Source organism: Bacillus sp. FJAT-27251 (assembly GCF_001273925.1).
Lineage (GTDB): Bacteria > Bacillota > Bacilli > Bacillales > Cytobacillaceae > Mesobacillus_B.
On record NZ_LIGG01000001.1, the window covers coordinates 3245591 to 3267261 of the forward strand.

Below are 21671 nucleotides of genomic sequence, written 5' to 3' on the forward strand. Positions count from 1 at the left end.
GAAAAGCGGAGGCGACTGTATAGCCTCGACCAGCGCTGGAGGGCCAGCAATTGAAGTCGTTCTTTGACTTCAAATGATGGACCGAAGCGACTCGAGAGGCTAGGAGCCGGAGCTGGACAAGAACGATACTCGAATGCAAACCTTCTGAAATACATTATCCAGTTTTGAAGGAATAAAAGTTTTCCTTGCAAAATAACCAATAGGCATTATAATAGATAATGTCGTTTAAAAAGTCTGGCGGCGATGGCGAGAAGGTCACACCCGTTCCCATGCCGAACACGGAAGTTAAGCTTCTCAGCGCCGATGGTAGTTGGGGGTTTCCCCCTGTGAGAGTAGGACGCCGCCAGGCAATCCCCTTAACGGGGATTTATTTTGCAAATAGCACTTGGAATAAAATTCCTTTTGGCCCCTTGGTCAAGCGGTTAAGACACCGCCCTTTCACGGCGGTAACACGGGTTCGAATCCCGTAGGGGTCACCATTCTGGAGGATTAGCTCAGCTGGGAGAGCATCTGCCTTACAAGCAGAGGGTCGGCGGTTCGATCCCGTCATCCTCCACCATTTACACCTGCCGGTGTAGCTCAATTGGTAGAGCAACTGACTTGTAATCAGTAGGTTGGGGGTTCAAGTCCTCTCGCCGGCACCAGATTTCTTGCATCGCGGATTTAACATCTGCGAAAATCTGCGAGAAAGCCCGTGAGGGATTTCGAGCAGAAGAACTTGTTATAAAAATATATCATTATGAACGAGCCATTAGCTCAGTCGGTAGAGCATCTGACTTTTAATCAGAGGGTCGAAGGTTCGAGTCCTTCATGGCTCACCATTTTCATTTTGCGGGTGTGGCGGAATTGGCAGACGCACCAGACTTAGGATCTGGCGCCGCGAGGCGTGGGGGTTCGACTCCCTTCACCCGCACCATGTAAGCGGAAGTAGTTCAGTGGTAGAATACAACCTTGCCAAGGTTGGGGTCGCGGGTTCGAATCCCGTCTTCCGCTCCATTAAATAGCGCCCGTAGCTCAATTGGATAGAGCGTCTGACTACGGATCAGAAGGTTATGGGTTCGACTCCTTTCGGGCGCGCCATTTAAAACGGGAAGTAGCTCAGCTTGGTAGAGCACTTGGTTTGGGACCAAGGGGTCGCAGGTTCGAATCCTGTCTTCCCGACCATCCTTTGGGGCCTTAGCTCAGCTGGGAGAGCGCCTGCTTTGCACGCAGGAGGTCAGCGGTTCGATCCCGCTAGGCTCCACTTTGTTTTGCATTACATGAATAATTTGGCGGTGTAGCTCAGCTGGCTAGAGCGTACGGTTCATACCCGTAAGGTCGGGGGTTCGATCCCCTCCGCCGCTACCAATCTTTTGGAGGAATACCCAAGTCCGGCTGAAGGGATCGGTCTTGAAAACCGACAGGCGGGTCAAACCGCGCAGGGGTTCGAATCCCCTTTCCTCCTCCATTTYTATTTTMATMTMAYTATTATTRTCGCGGGGTGGAGCAACGAGCGTTACTTCACTGAATAAACTGCGAGTTGTACCGGTTGAACAGCTGCTTGAATAAGCTTTCTGAAACCGGGACAGTCAGTTTGTGCACTTTGTGCATGGACAACACTTACTTATTAATATTATTATCGCGGGGTGGAGCAGTCCGGTAGCTCGTCGGGCTCATAACCCGAAGGTCGCAGGTTCAAATCCTGCCCCCGCAATCTGGTCCCGTGGTGTAGCGGTTAACATGCCTGCCTGTCACGCAGGAGATCGCGGGTTCGATTCCCGTCGGGACCGCCATTTTCATTTTATTATATATATGGCTCAGTAGCTCAGTCGGTAGAGCAAAGGACTGAAAATCCTTGTGTCGGCGGTTCGATTCCGTCCTGAGCCACCTTGACTTTTGGAGGGGTAGCGAAGTGGCTAAACGCGGCGGACTGTAAATCCGCTCCCTCAGGGTTCGGCGGTTCGAATCCGTCCCCCTCCACCATTTAGGGGTATAGTTTAAAGGTAGAACAGAGGTCTCCAAAACCTCCAGTGTGGGTTCGATTCCTACTACCCCTGCCAGCAGGGAACATGGCGGTCGTGGCGAAGTGGTTAACGCATCGGATTGTGGCTCCGACACTCGTGGGTTCGATTCCCATCGATCGCCCCATTTTTATCAGTTACTATAGTTAATCTGCAAGGCAGGATCTGTCAACACTTATGTTTAGTCTCCAAAATTACTTCATGCGGGTGTAGTTTAGTGGTAAAACCTCAGCCTTCCAAGCTGATGATGAGGGTTCGATTCCCTTCACCCGCTCCAAGCAAATTTTAAACCAACCAGATGTTTCGGGCCTATAGCTCAGCTGGTTAGAGCGCACGCCTGATAAGCGTGAGGTCGGTGGTTCGAGTCCACTTAGGCCCATAAAAAAACTAATCCTCATTGGATTAGTTTTTTTTGTTAATGTTTTATATTCTTTATAAAATGTAAGGAATCTCACCATTCCAGGGAGACTCTCTTTCACATTTAACTATTATACAATAATTTCTAACATTATGTTTTATTTCCCAGCCAAGTGGTAATATAATTAGGAAATCCCTGAATGGAGGGGAAGACACCATGATAAACAACGATGAATATTTATTATTTATCGCCGAACTTGATCGCCTAGTTGACGATTACCATAAATGCCCTGATAGTGGACTGAAAGAGAGAATTCAAGAAGATATCACCTTATTAGCTGAAGTGATCAGCCACTAAAAGACCCATTGGCCAAAAGTCATGGGTCTTTTCTGTTCCTTAAGCCTTCAGTGTTCGCTGCTGGGCATTAATCCCCATGGGTAAAATATAGCGGACCTTAAAGTGGTTTGACTACGATCTCATGCCTGGTATAGAAATGCCTGTATCTATAATAGATTTCCACATGGGCTTCATGCTTTTCCAAAGAAAATATATAATTCGTATTCATTGGAGTGCTTCTTCTTTGAAATTGAATCCGGTGTTGCTTGGCTATTCCTTCAAGATGGCTTTCCAGCTCTTTTTTTCTGATTATTGAAGGCTGCCGAGGGTCCTTGTTGGCGGCCCTATTTTGTTTAAAGGTATCTATACAGGATAATAATTGTTTCTCTTGGTCTGACAATTCATACTTCAAATTCCATCCCCCATATTATTTTATCTGTTTTCTAAAACGAACATGAAAAAAGCCAGAAAAAGAGCATTGATTAAAACTCTTCTTCTGACCTATGTTTGGCGTATATCCATTCATCTTTATGCAGAAAAAATAATTCAAATTCTTTTAGTTATTTTTTAAAATGTTAATTAAGATTTAGTCTTAATCTTCCTTAATCCTAACATTTAACAGACAAAAGTTCAACGCGCTTTTTGGAAAAGGAATCAAGTGCCATTTCCGCCTGGATTCATAATGAAAAGGGTAAAGGATATATCCTTTTTAAAATCCCAGTCTACAAAGAAATCAATGATATCAGCCTGTAGATATGCTTCGAAAATTTTCAGGTGTTCTTCCAGAAGCCGCTTTTCCAGGCTTCTCTTCGCAATGATCAGGGTTTCATCAAATCCAAGTTCAATCAATTCCTTTTCAATGGAGATTAAAATCCCGCTCCTTACAATCATGAGCATGCGTTTATTAAGCAAAATTGATTCTGTTTTTTGGGGAGTCTTTTGGGCTTCTTCACTTACTTTAATTATTTCGAGGTGGACTTTTTCCTTATTGCGGTAAGTGGAAGGAGCATCATCATTCTGGAGTGATGTAGATAGGACCATCAGGAACATGCCGGAACGCAGATTCAAATTCCAATCCTAATAAAAATCGTCTATTTCCTTTTTTAATGTTAATTCTGTAAAGCTTGTTATTTCATTGATGATTCTTTCCATCAATAAATCTCTGGTCTTGTGGACATAGATGCCTTGCTTTCTCTCAATCAGGGACTTTTCCATCGGGGAAAGGAAGCTGGTGAGATGGACTGTCAAAAACGCACTGGACAGGGTACAATGCACTCCGCCCGGCCCGCGGCCGAATTGGTCCCTAAGCAGGCGCCCAATAAAACCGGCAATTTCTTTTTCAATTAATTCTTTTTCCGAAAGCTCGTTTTCCATATCTTTCATCCCCAAGTATTTTATTCCTTTATACCATTCCCTCAACGTATCAGTTTTAAAACACAAACGGGATTATGGGAAAGGGGCTTCCAAAATTGCCGTTCGGGTTTAACAGAGTTAAAATAAAAGGTGAGTTTACATATGAAGTGGAGGAATTGTCTGTGAACGTGAAATTGAATAATGGAATTGAAATGCCTCAATTGGGTTTTGGCGTTTATTTGGTAGAAGAAGGCGCGAGTGTGATTGAAGCGGTAAAAAAGGCCATAGAAGTGGGTTATAGATCCATTGACACCGCGGCTCTATACAAAAATGAAAAAGGCGTTGGACAAGCCATCCGTGAAGCTGACGTGCCGCGCGAGGAGCTGTTCATCACCTCCAAAGTGTGGAACAGCGACCAGGGGTACGAATCAACCCTTAAAGCCTTCGACGAAAGTCTAGAGAGACTGGGACTCGATTATCTCGATCTTTATCTTATTCATTGGCCTACACCAAGGAATAACAAATATGTAGAAACTTTTAAGGCACTGGAAAAACTATATGAAGATGGCAAGGTACGGGCAATCGGAGTATCCAATTTTAATATTGAGCACCTGGAAAGAATTTTGTCCGAGTGCAAGATCAAACCGGTTGTCAACCAGGTGGAACTTCATCCGTACTTTTCTCAGCCTGAATTGAGAAAATTCTGTTCTGAAAACGGAATCTACGTAGAGGCATGGGGACCATTGATGCAAGGGGGAGAGGCCCTTAAGGATGAGGTGATTGTCAAAATTGCAGAAAAGCATGGCAAGAGCCCGGCTCAAGTCATTCTGCGCTGGCATTTGCAAAATGATGTGATTGCGATTCCAAAGTCTACGACCCCAAGCAGAATCGAAGAGAACTTCAACGTCTTTGATTTTGAACTTTCAGACGAAGAAATGCAGCAAATGAATTCGCTTAACCAAAACAGGCGTCAAGGACCGGACCCGGAGGAAATGCATCGGGCATAAAGCTTGTGCTGCCGGTGAGGACTGCCAAGAAGAAAGCCTGGAGCATGCTCCAGGCTCTTTTTTTCATGCATTAGAATGTCTGTGCCAAATCTTTTGCACGAGCGATTGCATTTTCCTTAATTTCTTCTGCTTTGTCAGGCATTGCATTATGTCCTTCGATAAACAGTCCTTCAAAGGAAGGGACTCCAAAGAATTGCATCATGATCTCAAGGTAGCGATGGCCCATTTCCATTTGGGCTGCAGGTCCTTCTGAATAGATGCCGCCTCGCGCCTGGATGTGCAAGCCCTTTTTATCGGTCAAAAGGCCAACTGGGCCTTGTTCCGTATACTTAAAGGTCTTGCCGGCAACTGCTACTGAATCCATATAAGCCTTCATGACTGGAGGAAAAGAGAAGTTCCATAATGGTGTCACAAAAACATACTTGTCAGCAGCAATGAATTGCTCGCTCAATTCATTCAGCCTGCTTACTTTTGCTTTCTCCTCGGAGGAAAGCTGGTCGAACTCCTGCCCTGAACGAAGTTTTCCCCAACCGCTGAAAACATCGACGTCGAGCTGCGGAATGTTCTCTTTATACAAATCAACATGAACGATTTCATGATCGGAATTTGCTTCTTTGTAGCTGTCAATGAATGCCTTGGCCACCGCCATACTGAAAGATTGAGTGTCATCATGAGGGTGGGCAGTAATGTACAATACTTTGGTCATCCTGATTTTCTTTCCCTTCTGTTGTAAAATATATACAGTCTAGTTTCTGCAGTAAATTACATATTATGTAATTTACTTGAGTCTACCATTTTTAATTCGTGATATATTATCTCCGTTGTTTTTTCTTTTTTCAACTAGAATGCTCAATAGTAAAAAAGGCGTTCTCAATAAAGACGCCTTTTCATCTGAATTTATTCCTCTGTGGCAGCTGAGAAGGGATTTGCACTGATATTCGCGCGCATCTCATCGCTCAAAGTAAATGGGTTATGCGAGGTTTCCCCAGTTAAGGCATCAATTGTGTGAAAACTTCCATCATAATGAAAAGGCTGCTTTTTCATACTTTCACCTCCATTATTAGTAAGTTGCGAGCAAATTAGAGTTTTTATGCATGCTGAAAGCATTAACTCTGTGTATAAACAAGCTTTTCAATATTTTGGGTAAGTCCATTTTAATTGAAAAAACAGAATTTATGTTATAATTTAATTAGTATCTGGTATTAATATCAGACAAAAACCCACGATGAAATTTTCTGCTGATGTAATGTTTTACCGACTATCATCAGCCAGGAATCTAGGAATCTTTGAAAACAACGGAGGGCTAGCTGTGCTGACAAATCATTTGGATTTTAGATTGGAACCAAAAGTGAGAGAATTATACGAGGAACACAAAAAAAGAGCCGAGAAGATTGATTGGGGGTACCATGATTTCCTGCCTTGGGACAAAGCGATGGACTTTCGGAGAGTGCCATGGGATGAGAGCCAGGTGACACTTCCTGCTTCTGTCATCACCGCAGTGGAAACAGCACTTCTGACCGAAGTGAACCTTCCCTGGTTCACTTCCTACCTGGATCAAACCTTCAAAGGGTCGCTCACTGTGATAAAAGAGTTTGTCCACACCTGGACAGCGGAAGAAGACCAGCACTCCAATTTGCTGGAAACCTATCTTTTAATTACCCGCAATGTCGATCCTAAACGGCTCCACCAGCTTCATAAGCAGACAATGGAGAACGGGTGGAACCCGGATTTCCACACTCCTTTTGAAACAATGGTTTATACGTCAATGCAGGAACTGGCGACCATGGTGTTTTATTATAATGTTGCAAAAGTGGCCGGTCCGCATGATAAGGACCTTGCCTCCCTGCTGAGGCGGCTGGCGAAGGATGAAACCCTGCATTATGCTTTTTACCGCGATGTCATTAAATATCATCTTCAGCTTGAGCCTAATTACTGTTATTATCTTGGGAACGTGATCATGAATTTTAAAATGCCTGGTGCCGTCATGCCAGACTTTGAAGACCGGATGTCCATTATCGCAAAAGAAGCGAATTATGGTCCGCTTGAATATTTTGACCAGGTCCTTGATGTGATTATCGACTACTGGGAAATTGAAAAACTGAGGCCAATCGCCCCTGAAGCAGAAAAAGCAAGGCTTGAAATTCTAAATTACCATGCAAGGCTAAAAAGGGTCCGGGACCGATTTTACCAAAAAAATAGCTAGTACAAAGCGGCGGTTAGGATTCCTAACCGTTGTTTTTTTTAGGAAGAAAGGAAATGACTATCCTGTAAAGACTGTATTGTATTCTGGAAGAAATCGATATATAGTTAATGTATAATTTTTGTAAAAGAAGGGTCGGAAATGTACAATATTAAAGCCATCTCAAAGATTCTTGATATGCCGACTGTGACCATCCGCTCATGGGAGACCCGCTACAATGCGATCACTCCAATACGCACTGACGCTGGACACAGGTTATATACCGAGGAACATTTACACGATTTAAAATGGTTAAAAAAACAGGTCCAAGAAAAAGGAATCGCGATCAGCCAGGCTGTAAAGCTTTTGCACGCCAAGAAGGAGCAGGCGGAGGAAGAAATGGCTGCCGATGGTGTGGAACAGCCGTATGAAACTCAGATACGGGATTTATTAACAGCTGTGCATGATCTGGATGCTGAACGGTGCAACTTCCTTCTTGATCTATATTTTTCACAATTCCCCCATAAAACCGTCTTTTTTTCCATCCTTGTACCGCTCATGTATAAGGTGGGAGAGGAATGGGAAAAGGGAGCTCTGTATGTTGCCAAGGAGCACATGATCAGCAATATTGTCATGCAGAGGGCATTGAAATTTTTCAGCATTTTTCAGCCACAGCCTGGTCTGCCAAAGATAATGGCCATCTGTCCTGAAGGTGAACACCATCAACTCGGGTTGATCATGTTTGTGCTGTTTCTAAAAGAAAAGCATTATCCGGTCTATTATATTGGTGCCAACACACCTCTTGAGGGACTGGGTGAACTAATTTTGGATAAAGACATCGACATATTGGCCATATCAACAACCAGTAAAAAAAATGAACCTACCATTAACACATATATAGACACATTAAGGCAACAAAACCCCCATCTGAAATTTCTTGTCGGCGGTTCGGGGGTCCAAAAGAGCAAAGCTGATGGCCCGCGCTGGGATATAGCGCCTGTTGATCAAACCAAATGGCTCGATATTTTGTCGTCAATGATTGATAAATAATGTAAACCAGCAGATTGGGCAGTTGCACAAAGAGATTGCTTTTTTGACTTTTTAATTGCTATTCGCTGAAAAAGGTTATATATTTGTTATACAATATATGTATATCCATTAATTTGAAGGAAGTGGAAACATGTTTCTGGCTTGGAATGAGATGAAGAATAATAAGCTTCGCTTCAGTCTGATTGTCGGTGTCCTGACACTGGTATCCTATTTGGTCTTCTTTTTATCGGGTCTCGCAAACGGACTGGAAAACCTCAATAAGGAAGCCGTTGTTAAATGGGACGCCGATGGAATCATCCTGACAGAAGAATCCGACATCAATCTTCCGCAATCAAGCATGAATCTCGATKAGTATGATGGCAACGGGGCAAGCGAGTATGCAGCCATAGGGCAGTTCAATGCCATCGCAACCTCAGGGGAGCATAAATCCCCTGTAGCCATTTTTGGAATTTCCGAAGATGAATTCATCATGCCGGATGTAACAGAAGGCAAAGCTTTCAAAAATACAGGGGAAGTGGTCGCTGACGATTCGCTTAAGGAAGAAGGCTTTCAGATTGGCGATGAACTGAAGCTTTCCTCGGTAGAAGAAACCTTGACGATCATCGGTTTTACTGAAGATGCCCGGTTCAACGCATCCCCGGTTTTATACGGAAGTTTTGAGACCCTCCAAAAAGTTCGTTTTGGCGGCTCGGCTGAAAACTTGGACTACAAAGTGAATGGCTTTGTTGTCCGGGCAGAAAACCTTGATGAAATTGAGGTGGCCGATTCTCTTGAGGTTGTTCCGACTCAAACCTTTATTGAAGGAATGCCTGGCTATTCGGAACAGAGCCTGACTTTATCGTTTATGATTTATTTCCTGTTCATCATATCAGCGGTTATCCTGGCGATTTTTCTTTATGTTTTAACGATACAGAAAATAAGTATTTTTGGAGTGATGAAAGCTCAGGGAATTTCCAGCGGCTATCTTGCCAAGTCGGTTGTTGCCCAGACGTTCCTATTGGCATTGGCTGGGACCATTATTGGGTTCGTCCTTACGATTGCCACAGGGTATTTCCTTCCGGCTGCCGTTCCAGTTGCTTTTAACTATATGGATATGCTGGTTTATGGGACTGTCCTTGTATTCGTTTCGGTTTTGGGAGCGCTGTTCTCCATCCAGACCATTGTGAAAATTGATCCATTAGAGGCAATAGGAGGGTAAACGATGGCACTGCTTCAATTGAAAGACGTTAATAAAGTATTCAAATCGGGCCAATCTGAAATAGAAGCATTGAAGACTACAAGCTTTGCTGCTGAAGGCGGGGAACTGATTGCTATTATTGGCCCCTCAGGGTCGGGGAAGAGCACATTCCTGACGATTGCCGGCGGTCTCCAGTCTCCCAGCAATGGAGAAGTCCTTATCAATGGCCAGGACATTACCCATCTTAAAGAAAAACAGCGGGCGGAAATCCGGCTGCAGGAAATTGGGTTTGTGCTCCAGTCCTCCAATCTGGTCCCTTTCCTGAATGTCAAGCAGCAGCTTCAACTGCTTGATAAGGTGAAAAAGAATAATATGGAAGACGACAAACTGGAGGAGTTGTACGATTCATTGGGAATTGGCGATTTAATGGGCAGCTTTCCTTCCGACCTGTCAGGCGGTCAAAGGCAGCGGGTAGCCATCGCCAAAGCATTATATACGAACCCAAGCATCATTCTTGCCGATGAACCGACCGCGTCGCTGGATTCGGACCGTGCATTTGAAGTGATGGAGATGCTTAAGAAAGCTGCCACCAACAATGGCAAAACGGTTATCGTTGTAACGCATGACACCAGGCTGATCCAGTACTGCGACAAGGTATATAAAATAACGGATGGAAAGCTTAAGCCAGAAGTCAGTAATACCACAGAAATCTCTTCATCCTAAAATCAAAAATCAACCAAAACCCTCCTGCCAGCATCAATGGGCAGGAGGGTTTTTCTCTTCTTTCTAATCCGCCTTTTCCCTGGTCTTGGAAAAACCAGGACAATATGACTCGTTAAATGAGCCTACATTTTAAAACATGACTATTAGACTAGTTAAAAATAGTTACTTGTTCACTTATATTTATATTCTGAAAATTATAATATTAATTTCGGTAGTTCCAATTTTACTATTTTACTATTTTAGGAGGAATTTTATGAAGAAGAAGCCTTTATTAACACTTACTCTAGCAGCTGGGCTGGCAGTAAGTACGCTCGGAGCGCCCGCGATATTTGCTAAACCGGCGGAATCTCAGCAAACACAGCCATTCAATGTGTTCGATAAGAAAGTCCTTAACAAAATCAATGTGGACAACATTTACAACAATATAGATTATCTTGCGCAGACTCCTCGTGTCGCCGGAACGGAAGCCGAGCAAAATGCGATCCGGTTTGTGAAGGAACAATTTGAATCCTATGGATACAAGACCGAGCTCCAGGAGTTCCAATTCTACGGCTACACCGCTCCCACAACGGTAGAACTGTCAATTGAAGGTTACGAAGGGGAACTGAACCCGCTATCGTTTACATACGGAATGGATGGGAATGTAACAGCGCCTTTGGAGTATGTTGGCCTAGCGACGGCTGAGGAATTGAAAGGCATGGAATTGACCGGCAAAATTGCCCTTGTTCAGCGCGGCTCCATTTCATTTGCTGAAAAAGTACTGAACGCGGCTGCTGCCGGTGCAGAAGGAGTCATCATTTTCAACAATGCTCCTGGAGTGATTAACGGTACATTGGGAGCTCCTAATGACAATTACGTTCCAGTGGTCTCTGTGACCGGTGAAGTCGGACAAGCTCTTAAAAAAGCCTTAGAGGCTGGAGAGCTGGGTGAAGCTACCATCAACATGGAAGGGGCAGAAGGCGGAATGCGGACTTCCCACAACGTAATCGCGACGAAAGCGCCAACCAATAAAAACAAGGCGACCGGTGGAATCGTCGCACTTGGAGCCCACCATGATTCCGTGGCCGGGGCGCCAGGAGCCAATGATGATGCCTCAGGAACAGCGATGACGCTTGAGCTTGCACGAGTCTTGAAGGATATCCCAACAAATACAGAGCTGAGATTTATCACCTTTGGTGCGGAAGAGCTAGGCTTGATTGGTTCCCGCTATTATGCAAGCCAGTTGTCTGCAGAAGAGAAGAACCGTTTTGTCGGCTATTTCAATCTTGACATGGTCGGCAGCCGCGATGCAGGCCACCTGGTCATCAATGTGGCTGATGGTGAGCCGAATATCGTATCTGATACTTCCCAGGCTTCAAGCGCCCGCCTGAATGGCGAGCCGACTCCTCTGGAACTAGGCGGAAGCAGTGACCATGTATCCTTCACTGAAGTGGGTGTACCGGCCGCTTCCTTCATCCACAGGCCGCTGGAGCCTTGGTATCATACTCCGGAGGATACCATTGACAAGATCAGCAAAGAAAAGCTGCAGGATGTTGCCGAGATCGTCGGAACAGCCATCTATGATTTGGTGCGTCCGGAAAACCAGGGGCCAAAAGCCAATAAAGGCAAAGCGCAAAAACTGCCTCATTTGTACAGCGAGCAGCAGTCTAAATAATGAAAGAGAGAAACGCCAGACAATCCTTATTGAAGGATTCTGGCGTTTTTTTATTCTCCTGCAAAACCTTCGTATATCCTGGCAACATCCTCCCTGAACTTTTAAACCTGTACAAACCGCGCTTCACGCAAATATTCTTTCCCATTCACATACAGAACAAGTACAGGAACGGTAAAGGCCATCAAGTATCCGGCAATCTCCGGAACCTTCCCGGCATTGACCAAACCTGTTTGGATTTTGGGGAAATCCTTCATCACTTCCTCAACCTGGGGAAGCAAGCCATGGCAGACGCTTCAGCTGTCCGTCAATACATAGATAAAGCTTAAGCTATTGCTGCTGATAAAGTCTTTCATTTCGTTAAGTGATCCTAGTGCATTCATAATAAGGCCCCCTCAATAACGGTTTGACGTTTCTTTAATTTGCCCTCACGTGGTTTGAGTAAACGTCCTCCATCCAAAAAAGAAGTCCGGGCATCATCACCCGAACTTCCTGCACCTGCATTATGCGCTTTTAGCTAAAGATGCTTTATTTTCCTGATGTTGAACGACTACTGCAGCAGATGCATCACCAATCACGTTTGTGCTGGTCCGGAACATATCGAGGATTCGGTCAATCGCCGCAATCAATGCGATTCCCTCAAGCGGGAGGTTGACCGCCTGGAGGACCATTGTCAGCATGATCAGTCCGGCGCCGGGAACACCAGCTGCGCCGATTGAAACAACCACAGCCATAAAGGCAATGGTGAAAATTTGCCCCATGGAAAGGTCCACTCCAAAAAACTGGGCAATAAATACGGCCGCCACGCCCTGATAGATGGCAGAGCCGTCCATATTGATCGTGGATCCGAGCGGAAGGACAAACGAGCTCACTTCCTTGGAAACCCCAAGATTCTCTTGCGTGTTTTTGATGGTGACGGGTAAAGTCCCGGAACTGCTCGCCGTTGTAAATGCGACTAGCCCGGCCGGGGCAATTCCTTTAATAAAAGTGAGCGGGCTCATTTTACCCAGCGTACGGACGGCAATCGAATAGGTGACGAGCACTTGCAGCAAACAGCCAATCGCTACCGCCAGGATGACTTTTAACAGCGGCAGGAGAATGTCCAAACCGTAATTGCCAACAATCGGGGCGAGAATCCCGAAAATCCCGATTGGAGCCAGCTTCATGATAAAGCCAGTTATTTTATACATCACTTGAGCCAGTGCCTCAAAGAAATCTGCCAGAGGTTTGGCTTTTTCCCCAACGGTTGTGATGGCTATTCCGATGGCAATGGCGATAAAGATAATCTGCAGAATATTACCGGTTGTCAGGGACTCGAATGGATTGACTGGAATAAAGTTCAAGAGAGTTTCCGTGATTCCAGGGGCTTCCGCTTTTTCTGCAACTTCGGTCGGAAGCGCGATATCCACTCCTTTTCCAGGAGAGAGGATAAATCCTGCCGCCAGACCGATTAAGACGGCGAAAAAGGTGGTCGCCAAAAAATAGGCAATCGTTTTGCCACCTAAAGACAGCAGCTTGTTGACATTGTTTAAGCTAGTAATTCCTGTGATTAAAGAAGCAAGCACCAAAGGAACAACAATGAATTTGATCAATCTCAGGAATAAGTCGCCAAGAGGCTGAACGACAGCGATGCTTGGCCCGAATATCACGCCTAAAATAATGGCGAGAACAAACCCGATGAAGATTTGCGTAAGCATTCCAATCCTTTTCATTCCAATCCTCCTTTAGTTTTTGATGGCTTCTCCAGGCTGCAGCAGCGGCAAATGTTCAATGTCCACGGTTTCCGGGTATTTGATGCCTGCCCCTGTGTTCAGGCAGATAACCGTTTCATCCTTCTTGATCCAGTCTTTTTCCCGCAGAATCCTGGCCGCAGCAAAAGTTGCCGCTCCTTCAGGGCAAATGAAATTCCCTTCAAATTGGGCAATTTCTTTTTGAGCAGCTGCAATATCATTTTCGGAAATCGCAATCGCGCACCCATTTGTCGCATCGATGCCTTCAAGGACGAGGAAATCTCCCAATGCCTTGGGCACATTGATGCCGAACGCGCTTGTTTCGGAATTCTCCCAGAACTCCGATTCTGTTTTGCCTTCTTCCCAAGCCTTGACAATCGGTGCGCAGCCTACAGCCTGGACGGCAACAAGGCGGGGGAGCTTATCATCCTTGATCCAGCCGAGCTCTCTCAGTTCGAGAATGGCTTTATAGATGCCGATCAGCCCGACACCTCCGCCAGTAGGGTAGAGAATGACATCAGGAACTTCCCAGTTCATCTGCTCAAGAATTTCATAGCCCATCGTTTTCTTTCCTTCAATCCTGTACGGCTCCTTAAGAGTGGAGGCATCATAAATGCCTTGTTCTTTTACAAGCTGGCCGACAATTTTGCCTGCATCGCTTATCAAGCCGTTCACCAGGTGAAGGTCGCCTCCGGAGATGGCCACTTCTTTACGGGTGATGGTCGGTGCGTCAACTGGCATCACAATCGTTGCCTTGATTCCTGCCCGCGCAGAGTATAAAGCCCAGGCAGCACCGGCGTTTCCGTTTGTAGGCATGGCAAGCTGTTTAACGCCAATTTCTTTTGCCTTAGAGATGCCAACGCTTGCTCCTCTGGTCTTAAATGAACCCGTCGGGATGATGCCTTCGTCTTTAATAAACAAATTTGGAATATCGAAATGTTGTCCCAGCTTTTCCATTTGGACAAAAGGAGTCATCCCCTCTCCGAGTGTGACTACATTGCCGGGATTTTTAACCGGAAGGACTTCATGATACCGCCAGAGACTGTTTTCGCGGCTGGCCAGTGTTTCCTTTGTGAAATTTGCTTTTGCTTCCTCAAGATTATAGCGGACCAGCAATGGGGATCCGCAATGGCAAAGCTGCTGCACATCGTCCGGTGAATATTCTTCATGGCATTTGGGGCATTCAAGATGGGTCAGGTAACTGAAGGACATACAATAACCTCCTATAATATGAATATATTTTTTGGACAAAACCAAATATGTATCCTTTCTCCACGGGGGCTGAGTCTATCGTTGGCTCATCCCATGTTCGGTGTCTGTCATTGCCTTCGGTTTTCCGATCAGCAGGTATTTGGCAGTTCCTTCTATTTTATAAGGTTAATATTAGTATTCCTACTTGTCAACTAGGTTTTGTTGCCGCCAGTTACTCTAAGTTCGAAGAAATATGGCTATGCCAATAGTCTGCTTATTTGTAACATTCCTTGAAATCAAAATATTATTTTGCTAAACTATCTTTGAACTATAGGAAAAAAGGGGGAAGATTCAAATGAAAAGAAAGAAGATTGCCGGATTAATTGGAAGCGTTTTATTCGCGGGCTCCATCCTCGCTGCCTGCGGAGGATCCGAATCGAGCAGCGGGGGCAGCGGAGGAGCTTCCGAGGATGGCCTGGAAACAAAAATCGTCACCATTGCTACTGGCGGTTCATCCGGCCCATATAACATCATCGGAACGACCCTTGGAAATGAATATTCCAAAGCCTATGGGGTGAACTCCAAACCGCAAACCACTGGGGCATCTGTCGAAAATATCAATCTCATTAAAGAAGGAAAAGTAGAAATGGCGTTCGTAATGAGCGATGTTCTGACAGAAGCCGTTAGCGGTACAGGCAACTTCAGCGAAAAGGTGGAAGAAGTCCAGCAAATGGCTACCCTTTATCCAAATTTCGTCCAGATTGTAACCACAGCCAATTCCGGGATTGATACCGTTGACGATCTGAAGGGTAAACGCGTGGCAGTCGGGGACCAAAACTCCGGAGTTGAAATCAATGCCCGCAACCTGCTGGCTGGACATGGAATTACATACGATGACATCAAGGTGGATTATCTTGGCTATGCAGAAGCTGCCGACGGACTTAAATCAGGTGCTATTGACGCTGCTTTCCTGACAAGCGGATTGCCAAATGCTTCTGTTCTGGAGCTGTCAAAATCGCTTGAGATCAAACTGGTTTCGGTCGMCCCTGCCAAAGTGGAGGAAATTGCAAAAGACCAGCCATATTTTGTCGCGATGGAGATTCCTGCTGATACCTATGGCAATGCCGAGGCTGTTCCTACTGCGGCGATTATGAACGCGCTGGTTGTAAGAAGCGATTTAAGTGAAGACGATGTTTATAAACTGACAAAAACATTCTTTGAACGCTTGGACGCCCTCGGCAATTCCCACCAGGCAGCCAACGAAATCACCCTTGAAGGCGCCCAGGAGGGAATGGTAGCGCCGGTTCATCCGGGTGCACAGAAATACTACGATGAACAATAAGAAGGTCATCTATGGGAGCACTTTTCTGCTGGTGCTCCTTCTTTTCCTTTTTATAAAGAAACCGGTTTTACAGGTTTCCTATTCAGACACAGTTTTTTATCTGAAAGAGAATGAGTTTGAAATCGGCTGGATTCATTCTGTGGAGAAAGAACCATGGTTTGAAAAATATGCGATTAAGAGCGGTAAACTTTATTTGATTGGCACCAGGTTCAAGACATTTGGTGCAGGGACACCTTCTGATGGGAAAATCATCCCTTCAGATGATGGATTTGTCCATATGGCCATGAACCGCGAGATGGAATCCTTGAATTTGATCGTTTCCGATAGAATAAAAACCACCTTGTGGACCGGGGGGACGGCAATTCCTTTGTACAAGCTCGCGGGGGAATATGGCAGTGTTACCATTGAAATCAAAAAACAGCCAATTTGGCGGCTACTAAGAGGTGATTACAAATGACGCGCGAAGACAAGGGAAAGTTACTGGCGGGGACCGACACCATTGATAATGACAAACAAGCTGAAATTCTTGAAAAATATGATTCCGAATCAAAAATCCGGAAGTTTGCCAGCAATAAAATTGTCGTGGCTGTCTCACTATTTGCCATCCTCTACTCTCTTTTCCATTTATACATTACTTTCAATCCGATGCCTGCGCTTCAGCAGAGAGCGATCCACGTAGCTGCTGGCCTGGCGCTCATCTTTTTACTCTACCCGACTACTAAAAGGCAGGATCGCAGCAGGATCGCGTGGTTTGATTGGGTTTTAGCTGTTTTGGCGATGGTGACGGCCGGCTATCTTATCATCGAGTATCAAAGCATCATGACAACTCGGGGTGGAATACCCAATTCAATGGATATTGTCCTGGCAATCATAACCGTCCTTCTTGTCCTTGAGGCAGCCAGGCGGGTGACAGGCTTGATCCTGCCCATCCTGGCCCTTATCTTCCTGGCGTATCCCTTCGTGAGCCACATGGAATGGATGCCGGTGCAGATGATGACCAGACCGTATGATCTGGGTGATATATTTGGCCAATTGTATCTTAAAACGGAAGGGCTGTATTCGACAGCAATCGGCGCTTCCGTGAACTTTATCTTCCTTTTCATCCTGTTCGGAGCTTTCCTTGCCAAGTCAGGGATGGGACAGTTTTTTAATGACCTGGCGCTGGCACTTGCCGGGCATAAACAGGGAGGACCAGCCAAAGTCGCGGTGATTTCAAGCGGATTTATGGGAAGCATCAACGGTGCAGCTGTTGCAAATGTGGTTGGCACCGGAGCATTTACGATTCCTTTAATGAAAAAAATTGGATATTCCAAGAACTTTTCCGGTGCCGTCGAAGCCAGTGCTTCGGTTGGCGGCCAGATACTGCCGCCAATTATGGGAGCAAGTGCTTTCATCATGGCAGAGACAACAGGAGTGGCTTACGGCACAATTGCGCTGGCGGCCCTGATTCCTGCAGTCCTTTATTTTCTGGGTGTCATCATGCAGGTTCATTTCCGTGCAGGAAAGCAAAATCTGCGGGGAATACCAAAGGCGGATCTCCCGAAATTGAAGGTTATCATGAAAGAGCGCGGGCATTTGCTGCTGCCGATTGTCTTTTTAATTGTCATGCTCTATCAGAATATCCCAATTGGGCATGCAGCCTTTTACACGATTCTTTCAACTGTAGTAGTGGCTTCTTTTCGCAAATCAACGCGAATGTCGGTTAGAGATATTTTAGAGGCACTGGACAGTGGTGCAAGGCAGTCTCTTTCCGTAATGGTGGCTTGTGCGGTTGTTGGCATCATCATTGGAGTCGTCAGTTTGACCAGTTTTGGAAATGTGATGACCTCTTCAATTGCGAGCCTGGGAGCAGGATCCTTATTCCTGACATTGTTCTTCACCATGGTTGCATCAATGCTTCTTGGGATGGGATTGCCTTCCATCCCTGCCTATATCATTACAGCAACAATGGCGGCACCTGCATTGGCTGAATTCGGAATTCCGATTCTCGTTGCCCATATGTTCGTCTTCTATTTTGGAATCTTTGCGAATATCACGCCGCCAGTGGCACTGGCTTCCTTTGCGGGTGCGGGTATTTCTGGAGGAGATCCGATGAAGACTGGCTTTGTTTCGTTAAAACTTTCAGCAGCCGGTTTCCTCATTCCATATCTATTTGTTTACAATCCGGCCATGCTGATGATCGATACAACCGATGTCGCAATCAACGCGAGAGAGTTTGCGGCAGCGCCGATAACGGATATCGTCATGATTACCGTGACCGCCATCATTGGCATCATAGCTTTAAGTGCAGCTATTGAGGGATATTTCAAAACATCGGTCAATCCCCTGCTCCGGTTGTTCCTCGGTGCAGGCGCCCTTATGATGATCATTCCCGAAACCTTCACGGACATCATAGGCATCCTGGTCGTTGCGATTTTAATGGGATTGAATATTCTAAAGAGCAGGAAGGAAGAGCAGAACAACAACTTGAGCATTTGATGGAAAGGGGACAGTCTAACTGTCCTCTTTTCTTTTTTAAGAGGCTCACCATGAAATTGAAATAATCCCCATAATTATCCAATAATTTGTTTACCTATTATTCTTTATGGTGTAAAATTACACTATAACTGGGAGGTGGAATAAAAATGAAAAGAAGTTATTATTTGCTTCATTTGTTGGTTACACCGCTGCTGATTTCGTTTATTGGACTTTTTCTGCCCATGATGCTGGGAAATGCCGGAACGTATCTCCTGCTTGCCATCTATGCAGCTTCCGGCCTGGCTGCAGGGATTCATTATGTAAAAAACAGCGGGGGAAAAGCGTCCTTCTGGCGCCGTTATCTTCCTGCCTATCTTCCGGTGTTAATCACTGTTTTTATGGCTGCTATACTGATGCTTGTCACCAAAGGGTTTTTCGGCCACGATGCCTGGGTAATCTTTGTCTTTGGGTTTTTCCCGTTCCTGCCAAACAGTTTTTTCTCTGCCTTGAACGGTGAGTTCATTTTTATCTTTTTGGCACCTTTTCTTTATTATTTTCTTTTCTTTATCGGTTTCTTCCTTGGTGAGCGCCGACATCCCGCAAAGGTGCAGCTTAATAAAGGGAGTATCAGTCTGGCACTTTCCGTCCTTCTCATTTTGCTGTCTGTCAGCTGGGGGGTGATGTGGGAGCGCAGCAAAACGGTTCTGCCATCCTATGGTTTTGCCTATGGAAATGGGTATTCAAGCGTGGACCTGAATCCCTACTATATTGACAACAAGGAAAACATTCTTCCCAAACTGAGTGAAACAGCCAGTTTTACAATTGAACAGCCTTCCGAAATGCCGGTACTTGACGGGGCGGAAGCGGCTTATCCTGTTTATGCGGCGTTTGCCAACGCGACATATGGGGATATTGCCAATGTCAATGTCAGGCCCGATGGTTTTGAAATTGTCAGTTTTACAAACACCATCTATGCATTTGAGCGCCTGGTTTCCGGGGAGGTCGATATCTTTTTCGGCGCACAGCCTTCTTCCGAGCAGCAGCAGCTTGCCAAAAATGCGGGCAAGGAACTTGTGATGACTCCGATTGGCAAAGAAGCTTTCGTATTTTTCGTCAATCATAGAAATCCTGTGTCCGGCCTTACTGCGGACGAAATACGGTCCATTTATTCCGGGAAGCTGACTAATTGGAACCAGGCAGGAGGTCCTGATGAAAAAATCCGGGCATTCCAGCGGCCGGCCAATTCCGGCAGCCAGACCGTCATGGAAATTTTCATGGGAGACACACCTCTGATGGAGCCGCTGAAGGAGGAGATTGCCGGTATGGGCGATATCATGGAGGAAGTAGCAAGCTATCGAAATGATAAAAACTCCATTGGCTATTCGTTTAGATTCTTTACCACCGGGATGAATCCGAGCCAGGAAATCAAGCTTCTTGAAATCGATGGAATTGAACCTTCACCCGAAAACATTGCCAGCGGAAACTATCCGCTTGTTGTCAATTTATTCGCGGTAACACTTAAAGACAATCCGAAGAAAACAGTTGAGCCGCTGCTGGAGTGGATGCATGGGCCCCAGGGTCAGAAGCTTGTCGAAGAGACAGGATATATACCGCTGATGAAAAGTGAGTAGGGAGGTCCTCCCAAAAATAAATTGGCTGCAACCCTATCAATCTTTTTTATTCATGAGTCTTTAATCCTAATTAAACTGCCGGGAGGAATCTTATATTTCTGATATAGGTGAAAAGACGGAATGTTTCGACATTATAAAAGCCACTCCGTTACTTAAACTAGGAGTTTAGTGCTTTTTTCGAGTTTCGAAATTTGTCTAAAGAATAGGCCTCTTACTCTATTAAAATATGCTTCATCGCTGTTTAGAATAATAGGTAGGGGTTCTTTGGAACCTAAATAATCACATGGGGGTATGTTCATGAACATGAAAAAGAAAGTGCTTTCAGCCTCGTTGGCCAGTTTATTGGCGTTAGGCGGAGTGACGGCAGTGGCTCTTCCGGCAGGGGCTGTAGGGAACGGGCCGAATACGGGGAATGGCGCCATCCAGACATCGATTCTTCATACATATGACAGCATGGTGGACTTCCTTAAGACCCAGGAAGCGAAACAGGCGGCACTGGACCTTGAGGTAATCGGCCAGACGGTCAAAGGCCGTGACATCTATATGGCGAAGTACATCTCCAATCCAGCCAATCCCACAATCCTGTTTTTGACCCAGCAGCACGGAAATGAACAGCTCACCACTGAAGGCGCTCTTGAATTCATCAAGCATCTTGGCACGGGCAAAACCAAGGGTGTTCTGGAAAATGTCAATATCCTTGTCATCCCGATGCTGAATGCCGATGGAGCCATGGGAGATGTAAATTTCTCGCTTGATAACTACCTGGCAAGCGGCGACCGCCATTTGACTCGTGCGAATGCCAACAATGTCGACTTGAACCGTGAGCACGATAAAGAGACAAGCAAGATGCAGGTTGAAGCAAGGCACCTGCATGAAAATGTTTTTATGGAATATGACATCGACTATATGATCGACCTGCATCATCAGGGAACCCGGAGTGCGGTGGATGGCAAGCTGGTTTCCGGTTCAATCCTCTATCCGACAAGTCCCAATGTAGATCCTGAAGTTCTTGAAGGCTCCAAGAAGCTTGGATCTATTGTCTACAATACCCTGCAATCCACTGGCTGGGGCCATATTGGCAAATACGTAGGCGGAAACACGGATAATATTGGCCGTAATGGGGCAGCAGCCCGCTATGATATTTCCACGCTTCTGTTTGAAATGCGCGGGATGTCCGACCATTACTACGAGCCTTATGCCCTTGGCCAAAAGAGTAATGGCTACTTGATTAAACAGACCATTCTTACTTTGGATTCCACAGTAAGAGCAATTGCGGATGGTTCCATTGAAGAGGCGGACACAAGCTTCTGGGATACATTACCTAACCAGCAAAATCTGCCTGGTGAAGAAGAAGCAGAAGCTGACGAATAAGATAAACCCCGGCTTCTAAATCACACTAGGCGGTTTTCGAGTATGAAATCTTAATTATCGTAAAAATGCAGTCCAATTCGTGTTTGAATTGGACTGCATTTTTTTTAGGGCAATT

The 21671-nt window shown here is 45.5% G+C and carries 19 protein-coding genes, 19 tRNA genes and 1 rRNA gene; 32 read left to right on the forward strand and 7 right to left on the reverse strand.

Annotated features, from left to right (window positions below; translation table 11 throughout):
- The first annotated feature begins 233 nt into the window (after nt 1-233).
- The 21 genes from rrf to ADU22_RS24995 all read left to right on the forward strand — a co-directional run bounded on the left by rrf (nt 234) and on the right by ADU22_RS24995 (nt 2715).
- Nucleotides 234-349: ribosomal RNA gene (gene rrf / locus ADU22_RS14985) — 5S ribosomal RNA — on the forward strand.
- 55 nt (nt 350-404) lie between these two features.
- Nucleotides 405-479: transfer RNA gene (locus ADU22_RS14990), tRNA-Glu, on the forward strand.
- Nucleotides 480-483: 4 nt separating this feature from the next.
- A tRNA-Val gene (locus ADU22_RS14995) sits at nt 484-559 on the forward strand.
- Nucleotides 560-568: 9 nt separating this feature from the next.
- A tRNA-Thr gene (locus ADU22_RS15000) sits at nt 569-644 on the forward strand.
- A 101-nt stretch (nt 645-745) separates the two neighbouring features.
- A tRNA-Lys gene (locus ADU22_RS15005) sits at nt 746-821 on the forward strand.
- Nucleotides 822-831: 10 nt separating this feature from the next.
- A tRNA-Leu gene (locus ADU22_RS15010) sits at nt 832-916 on the forward strand.
- 5 nt (nt 917-921) lie between these two features.
- A tRNA-Gly gene (locus ADU22_RS15015) sits at nt 922-996 on the forward strand.
- Between the two features lie 7 nt (nt 997-1003).
- Nucleotides 1004-1080: transfer RNA gene (locus ADU22_RS15020), tRNA-Arg, on the forward strand.
- Nucleotides 1081-1087: 7 nt separating this feature from the next.
- A tRNA-Pro gene (locus tag ADU22_RS15025) sits at nt 1088-1164 on the forward strand.
- 6 nt (nt 1165-1170) lie between these two features.
- Nucleotides 1171-1243, forward strand: a tRNA-Ala gene (locus ADU22_RS15030).
- A gap of 27 nt (nt 1244-1270) precedes the next feature.
- Nucleotides 1271-1347, forward strand: a tRNA-Met gene (locus ADU22_RS15035).
- 7 nt (nt 1348-1354) lie between these two features.
- A tRNA-Ser gene (locus ADU22_RS15040) sits at nt 1355-1447 on the forward strand.
- Nucleotides 1448-1619: 172 nt separating this feature from the next.
- A tRNA-Met gene (locus ADU22_RS15045) sits at nt 1620-1693 on the forward strand.
- Nucleotides 1694-1696: 3 nt separating this feature from the next.
- Nucleotides 1697-1772, forward strand: a tRNA-Asp gene (locus ADU22_RS15050).
- A gap of 21 nt (nt 1773-1793) precedes the next feature.
- Nucleotides 1794-1866: transfer RNA gene (locus ADU22_RS15055), tRNA-Phe, on the forward strand.
- An 11-nt stretch (nt 1867-1877) separates the two neighbouring features.
- Nucleotides 1878-1962 (forward strand) — tRNA-Tyr (locus ADU22_RS15060).
- A gap of 3 nt (nt 1963-1965) precedes the next feature.
- A tRNA-Trp gene (locus ADU22_RS15065) sits at nt 1966-2039 on the forward strand.
- Nucleotides 2040-2051: 12 nt separating this feature from the next.
- A tRNA-His gene (locus ADU22_RS15070) sits at nt 2052-2127 on the forward strand.
- A 76-nt stretch (nt 2128-2203) separates the two neighbouring features.
- A tRNA-Gly gene (locus tag ADU22_RS15075) sits at nt 2204-2277 on the forward strand.
- Nucleotides 2278-2305: 28 nt separating this feature from the next.
- A tRNA-Ile gene (locus tag ADU22_RS15080) sits at nt 2306-2379 on the forward strand.
- Between the two features lie 195 nt (nt 2380-2574).
- A complete protein-coding gene (locus ADU22_RS24995; protein ID WP_197280064.1) occupies nt 2575-2715 on the forward strand; it encodes a hypothetical protein in 141 nt (46 codons plus the stop codon).
- 633 nt (nt 2716-3348) lie between these two features.
- On the opposite strand, the gene ADU22_RS24325 is transcribed toward ADU22_RS24995, so the two are convergent.
- On the reverse strand, nt 3349-3762 hold the full coding sequence (locus ADU22_RS24325; protein ID WP_053362890.1) for a Na-translocating system protein MpsC family protein: 414 nt from the start codon (nt 3760-3762) through the stop codon (nt 3349-3351).
- Nucleotides 3763-3771: 9 nt separating this feature from the next.
- Complete coding sequence (locus ADU22_RS24330) at nt 3772-4068, reverse strand: Na-translocating system protein MpsC family protein (RefSeq protein ID WP_197280065.1); 297 nt, start codon at nt 4066-4068, stop codon at nt 3772-3774.
- Nucleotides 4069-4259: 191 nt separating this feature from the next.
- On the opposite strand from ADU22_RS24330, the gene ADU22_RS15100 reads away from it, so the two are divergent.
- Complete coding sequence (locus ADU22_RS15100) at nt 4260-5054, forward strand: aldo/keto reductase (protein WP_156324453.1); 795 nt, start codon at nt 4260-4262, stop codon at nt 5052-5054.
- 70 nt (nt 5055-5124) lie between these two features.
- Here ADU22_RS15100 and ADU22_RS15105 read toward each other — a convergent pair whose 3' ends face one another.
- A complete protein-coding gene (locus ADU22_RS15105) occupies nt 5125-5760 on the reverse strand; it encodes an FMN-dependent NADH-azoreductase (RefSeq protein ID WP_053362892.1) in 636 nt (211 codons plus the stop codon).
- A gap of 191 nt (nt 5761-5951) precedes the next feature.
- Nucleotides 5952-6098, reverse strand: a complete 147-nt coding sequence (locus tag ADU22_RS24700; RefSeq protein ID WP_156324362.1) for a hypothetical protein — start codon at nt 6096-6098, stop codon at nt 5952-5954.
- Nucleotides 6099-6363: 265 nt separating this feature from the next.
- Here ADU22_RS24700 and ADU22_RS15110 point away from each other — a divergent pair, with 265 nt between their 5' ends.
- The 5 genes from ADU22_RS15110 to ADU22_RS25425 all read left to right on the forward strand — a co-directional run bounded on the left by ADU22_RS15110 (nt 6364) and on the right by ADU22_RS25425 (nt 11837).
- The gene (locus ADU22_RS15110) at nt 6364-7257 is read left to right on the forward strand and encodes an acyl-ACP desaturase (RefSeq protein ID WP_053362893.1); all 894 of its coding nucleotides are present in this window, start codon (nt 6364-6366) and stop codon (nt 7255-7257) included.
- A gap of 138 nt (nt 7258-7395) precedes the next feature.
- On the forward strand, nt 7396-8283 hold the full coding sequence (locus ADU22_RS15115) for a MerR family transcriptional regulator (RefSeq protein WP_053362894.1): 888 nt from the start codon (nt 7396-7398) through the stop codon (nt 8281-8283).
- Nucleotides 8284-8413: 130 nt separating this feature from the next.
- A complete protein-coding gene (locus ADU22_RS15120; RefSeq protein ID WP_053362895.1) occupies nt 8414-9481 on the forward strand; it encodes an ABC transporter permease in 1068 nt (355 codons plus the stop codon).
- Nucleotides 9482-9484: 3 nt separating this feature from the next.
- The gene (locus ADU22_RS15125) at nt 9485-10183 is read left to right on the forward strand and encodes an ABC transporter ATP-binding protein (protein WP_053362896.1); all 699 of its coding nucleotides are present in this window, start codon (nt 9485-9487) and stop codon (nt 10181-10183) included.
- 253 nt (nt 10184-10436) lie between these two features.
- Nucleotides 10437-11837 carry a M28 family peptidase gene (locus ADU22_RS25425; protein WP_053362897.1) on the forward strand — a complete coding sequence of 467 codons (1401 nt, stop codon included), beginning with the start codon at nt 10437-10439 and terminating at the stop codon, nt 11835-11837.
- Nucleotides 11838-11938: 101 nt separating this feature from the next.
- Here the strand turns inward: ADU22_RS25425 and ADU22_RS24705 are convergent, their stop codons facing one another.
- The 3 genes from ADU22_RS24705 to ADU22_RS15140 form a co-directional block, all read right to left on the reverse strand.
- Entirely contained in the window at nt 11939-12091 is a 153-nt protein-coding gene (locus ADU22_RS24705) for a thioredoxin domain-containing protein (protein ID WP_156324363.1), read from the reverse strand.
- A gap of 246 nt (nt 12092-12337) precedes the next feature.
- Entirely contained in the window at nt 12338-13546 is a 1209-nt protein-coding gene (locus tag ADU22_RS15135; protein WP_053362898.1) for a dicarboxylate/amino acid:cation symporter, read from the reverse strand.
- 12 nt (nt 13547-13558) lie between these two features.
- Nucleotides 13559-14776, reverse strand: a complete 1218-nt coding sequence (locus ADU22_RS15140) for a threonine synthase (protein ID WP_053362899.1) — start codon at nt 14774-14776, stop codon at nt 13559-13561.
- A gap of 334 nt (nt 14777-15110) precedes the next feature.
- Here ADU22_RS15140 and ADU22_RS15145 point away from each other — a divergent pair, with 334 nt between their 5' ends.
- From ADU22_RS15145 to ADU22_RS15165, 5 genes are all read left to right on the forward strand, one after another.
- Entirely contained in the window at nt 15111-16097 is a 987-nt protein-coding gene (locus ADU22_RS15145; protein WP_053362900.1) for a TAXI family TRAP transporter solute-binding subunit, read from the forward strand.
- Nucleotides 16087-16554 (forward strand): DUF1850 domain-containing protein, encoded by a 468-nt coding sequence (locus ADU22_RS15150; protein WP_069187997.1) that lies wholly within the window; start codon nt 16087-16089, stop codon nt 16552-16554. Before ADU22_RS15145 ends, ADU22_RS15150 begins: the two co-directional genes overlap by 11 nt.
- On the forward strand, nt 16551-18575 hold the full coding sequence (locus ADU22_RS15155; protein ID WP_053362901.1) for a TRAP transporter permease: 2025 nt from the start codon (nt 16551-16553) through the stop codon (nt 18573-18575). The genes ADU22_RS15150 and ADU22_RS15155 overlap by 4 nt, the downstream gene beginning before the upstream one ends.
- Nucleotides 18576-18721: 146 nt before the next feature.
- The gene (locus ADU22_RS15160) at nt 18722-20185 is read left to right on the forward strand and encodes a PstS family phosphate ABC transporter substrate-binding protein (RefSeq protein WP_053362902.1); all 1464 of its coding nucleotides are present in this window, start codon (nt 18722-18724) and stop codon (nt 20183-20185) included.
- A gap of 303 nt (nt 20186-20488) precedes the next feature.
- Complete coding sequence (locus tag ADU22_RS15165; RefSeq protein ID WP_197280137.1) at nt 20489-21556, forward strand: M14 family zinc carboxypeptidase; 1068 nt, start codon at nt 20489-20491, stop codon at nt 21554-21556.
- Nucleotides 21557-21671: the final 115 nt, after the last annotated feature.

What these genes read in the sequence shown, in the direction of transcription:
- ADU22_RS15140 (WP_053362899.1), bottom strand. Translation starts at nt 14,776, where the DNA reads ATGTCCTTCAGTTACCTGACCCATCTTGAATGCCCCAAATGCCATGAA.
- ADU22_RS24330 (WP_197280065.1), bottom strand. Translation starts at nt 4,068, where the DNA reads ATGGAAAACGAGCTTTCGGAAAAAGAATTAATTGAAAAAGAAATTGCC.
- ADU22_RS15160 (WP_053362902.1), top strand. Translation starts at nt 18,722, where the DNA reads ATGAAAAGAAGTTATTATTTGCTTCATTTGTTGGTTACACCGCTGCTG.
- ADU22_RS15150 (WP_069187997.1), top strand. Translation starts at nt 16,087, where the DNA reads ATGAACAATAAGAAGGTCATCTATGGGAGCACTTTTCTGCTGGTGCTC.
- ADU22_RS15125 (WP_053362896.1), top strand. Translation starts at nt 9,485, where the DNA reads ATGGCACTGCTTCAATTGAAAGACGTTAATAAAGTATTCAAATCGGGC.
- ADU22_RS15100 (WP_156324453.1), top strand. Translation starts at nt 4,260, where the DNA reads ATGCCTCAATTGGGTTTTGGCGTTTATTTGGTAGAAGAAGGCGCGAGT.
- ADU22_RS24700 (WP_156324362.1), bottom strand. Translation starts at nt 6,098, where the DNA reads ATGAAAAAGCAGCCTTTTCATTATGATGGAAGTTTTCACACAATTGAT.
- ADU22_RS25425 (WP_053362897.1), top strand. Translation starts at nt 10,437, where the DNA reads ATGAAGAAGAAGCCTTTATTAACACTTACTCTAGCAGCTGGGCTGGCA.
- ADU22_RS24705 (WP_156324363.1), bottom strand. Translation starts at nt 12,091, where the DNA reads ATGAAGGATTTCCCCAAAATCCAAACAGGTTTGGTCAATGCCGGGAAG.
- ADU22_RS15165 (WP_197280137.1), top strand. Translation starts at nt 20,489, where the DNA reads ATGAAAAAGAAAGTGCTTTCAGCCTCGTTGGCCAGTTTATTGGCGTTA.
- ADU22_RS15155 (WP_053362901.1), top strand. Translation starts at nt 16,551, where the DNA reads ATGACGCGCGAAGACAAGGGAAAGTTACTGGCGGGGACCGACACCATT.
- ADU22_RS15115 (WP_053362894.1), top strand. Translation starts at nt 7,396, where the DNA reads ATGTACAATATTAAAGCCATCTCAAAGATTCTTGATATGCCGACTGTG.
- ADU22_RS24995 (WP_197280064.1), top strand. Translation starts at nt 2,575, where the DNA reads ATGATAAACAACGATGAATATTTATTATTTATCGCCGAACTTGATCGC.
- ADU22_RS15135 (WP_053362898.1), bottom strand. Translation starts at nt 13,546, where the DNA reads ATGAAAAGGATTGGAATGCTTACGCAAATCTTCATCGGGTTTGTTCTC.
- ADU22_RS15105 (WP_053362892.1), bottom strand. Translation starts at nt 5,760, where the DNA reads ATGACCAAAGTATTGTACATTACTGCCCACCCTCATGATGACACTCAA.